4 protein-coding genes are annotated in these 3,047 nt (G+C 28.3%); all 4 read right to left on the minus strand.

Annotated features, from left to right (window positions below):
* Window positions 1-928 (minus strand): carbon starvation CstA family protein (locus WBG30_RS13630; protein WP_424505205.1); only part of this gene is annotated, 928 nt, incomplete at its 3' end.
* Window positions 925-1,446, minus strand: a complete 522-nt coding sequence (locus tag WBG30_RS13635) for a hypothetical protein (protein ID WP_424505206.1) — start codon at window positions 1,444-1,446, stop codon at window positions 925-927. The genes WBG30_RS13635 and WBG30_RS13630, both read right to left, overlap by 4 nt.
* A gap of 635 nt (window positions 1,447-2,081) precedes the next feature.
* A complete protein-coding gene (locus WBG30_RS13640) occupies window positions 2,082-2,894 on the minus strand; it encodes a hypothetical protein (protein WP_424505207.1) in 813 nt (270 codons plus the stop codon).
* Window positions 2,854-3,047: hypothetical protein (locus tag WBG30_RS13645; protein ID WP_424505208.1), on the minus strand; the 194-nt coding region annotated here is incomplete at its 5' end. The genes WBG30_RS13645 and WBG30_RS13640, both read right to left, overlap by 41 nt.

Genomic DNA, 3,047 nt, shown 5'->3' on the forward strand with positions numbered 1-3,047 from the left:
TGTCTAATTGTTTAGATGTTGTTCCTGAACCTACAAGAGAATGGAATCCAGAAACGGCACCACAAGCTACAGTAACAAATAACATTGGAAATAATAGTTTTCCATTTATATTAAATGAAGTAACAGCAGCTAGCTTAATAGTCGGTCTCATAATTAGTATTCCTACAAATCCACCGATTAGCATTCCATATAGTAAGAATGAATTTAGATAATCTCTAGGTTGTAATAGTATCCATACAGGAGTAACAGAAGCTATAAATATATACCCAAGTAAGATAATCATCCAAACATTTTTACTCAAACTGATAGGGAAAATGTTTCCTAAGAATATACAACCTATAAGAGCAATTACACCGATTACACTACCAGCTGCCAGACTAAATCCCATTCTATATACAAAGAATCCAAATCCAATAGCCAAGATTATAAACAATAGAGATGCAGTTGCAGCCTGAGGAACAGCTACAAATGTATTTGCAACAATATTAGTAAATGCAGCTACAACTAATATAAGGGTAAGCCATGCAAATATCGCAAATAATTTTTTTCCTCTTGAACCCATTGAGATTCCGATAACTTCTCCTAAAGACTTACCTTTATTTCTAATGGAAGCAAATAATGATCCCATATCATGTACTCCTCCAAAGAAAATACTTCCAATTATAATCCAGAGTAAAACTGGAACCCATCCGAATATAGCTGCTGCGATAGGACCAACAATTGGTCCTGCACCAGCGATAGAAGAGAAATGGTGACCAAGTAAAACTGGAGCTTTAGCCGGAACATAGTCTATACCATCACGCATAGTATGTGCAGGAGTCTTTCTTGATGGATCAATCCCCCATTTTTTATAAAGATAATTTCCATAGACAGTATAAGCTATAATAAAAATAGAAATTGTAACAACCAATAACCATACAGAATTCATAAATTCCCTCCTTTATTTCTTAAAAAACTGTTAAAAAATACCATGTCTTTCATTCCTAATTTGTTTGTAATAATTTTTTTATCCAATATATCTATATAGATTATTTTTGTATTGATCCAACCCTTTATTCCAAATAAAAAACTTTTATGAAAAGTGAATTTTTTTATTTTATCTTTGTCTATATCTGAAAGATGACCACCTATATAAATAAATGTGATCATACTACTCATTTGATTTTCTTTTTTCCCTTTAAAAAAACTCAAATTTTTTATTATATATTTCTTTAAGACATCATGATCCATTGAAAAATCAAATTCTTCAAATGTTTTACAAAGGACTGTTTCATTATTTGAAAATGAATCATAAATCATTTCTTTTGAAAGGATATATTTACTGGTTTCTTCAGTATAAATACCTGAAAAATCATATTGAATACCATCTAATGTTTGATTTTTTTTTATATCAAAACTAGAGGTAAGTTTATCGATAATTTTTTCTGTTAAATCTTGGATTTTCAAATATATTCCTCCTAAAAATTATAGATTAGCCATTAAAAAGCTAGTAGTTTTTAGATTTTATCATATTTTTAAATTAGGTGCAATTAATCATCACTAAAGTTTTTATTTATAGTATACTTAAAAAAAGTGTTATGTAGGTGTTATCTTATTCAAAGTTTTTAGGAAAAAAACATTCTTCCTAATTTAATACCACATTTTTAGGAGTTTAGATAATTTTTTTTAGAAATTATTAAAACTTATGTAAATTGCAAGTTTAATTATCCCTCTTGATTCTTAAGCTAATAAGAACTCATTTTCTTTTTCTATACTTGTCAAATCATCAAATAATTTTCTTGGATAGTTGTTTATCCAATTCTCTATTTTTTAAAATTAAATTATCATTTTTTAAAATAATATGAAATGATACTTTGAACTAGGTTTATAGATGTGTTAATAATGGCATTCAATCATATTATTATCAATTTTAAATACAATAAAAGTGATAACCTATAGTATCCACCTCTCCAGCATTGTGTAGTACATTTGCTATATTAATGCAAACAAATTTGAGATTATCCCAAATAAATTATTAGGAAAATGTAAAATAATGGAACAAAAAAGATGGTTTCTGTATTTTACAGAAACCATCTTTTAATTTAATATAATGTTATACTGATTGTTTCGGTAGCTTTATACTTCCCATAATCTGTTGGATATTCTCCGCCGATGCTATTAATACTTAGATCAATATATCCATTGCCAGAACTAGTAAAATTAATAGCGTAAGTTCCTTTTATATTAAATTGGTCATTGGAATTCCTTCTTTGATTGATAAGAGTTATTTCTCTATTTGTATAACCAAAATTTCCTCCTTCAACCTTTAGATTGTTACTAGTCCCACTGCCACTTATATTCAAATCCATCATAGGAGTATAGCCACAAGGACCATTTGTGTTATATTTTATTTCAATTAATCTCTTCCATGGGAGGAGAGTTTTTGGCAATTCTTCTCCACTATGCAATGTTCCTAAATTAATTTCTACAATTTTCTTTATTATAACCTCATGAATATTTTTTATGAAGGTAAAATATTGTGGATTTAATGTTTTTCTAAAACTTCCGATTCTAAGATCGATATTTTCTGCTTTAATAACCTGTAATAATGGTCCACTGAGTAATTTTTGAGAATCAGCACTGCTAACAACCAATTTTATAGGGACAATACCTTTTTTTATAGGTCCATTTTTTTTAATCTTTATATAATCTACAGGAGAACCATTCCGAAGTACAGTACTACTCGCTATATCCCATTCATTCTCAGAATAATCATAATCACTTCGATTTAAATTTACTTCGATGGCGACCTCATATTCTTTTTGACCATTTATAACTACCGCCTTGTGTCTTCCTCCTATACTAAATGAGATACTAGTTACTACTAAGAATAACATTATAATTAATCTCTTCATTATTCTCCTCCTCTCCCATAATTTTGAAAGTAATATTATCTATATAAGATTTGTTATGGATATCTAGTTTAATAACATCTTTATCCACCTCATATTTTTTTAAACCTTTATATACAACTTTTAAATCATAATTATAGGCTGTGACTTCCTCAA

The sequence above is a fragment of the Psychrilyobacter sp. genome (genome assembly GCF_049671765.1).
Lineage (GTDB): Bacteria > Fusobacteriota > Fusobacteriia > Fusobacteriales > Fusobacteriaceae > Psychrilyobacter.

Bases quoted from the DNA above. Each gene is read 5' to 3' on its own strand.
- WBG30_RS13640 (WP_424505207.1), bottom strand. From the start codon at position 2,894: ATGAAGAGATTAATTATAATGTTATTCTTAGTAGTAACTAGTATCTCA.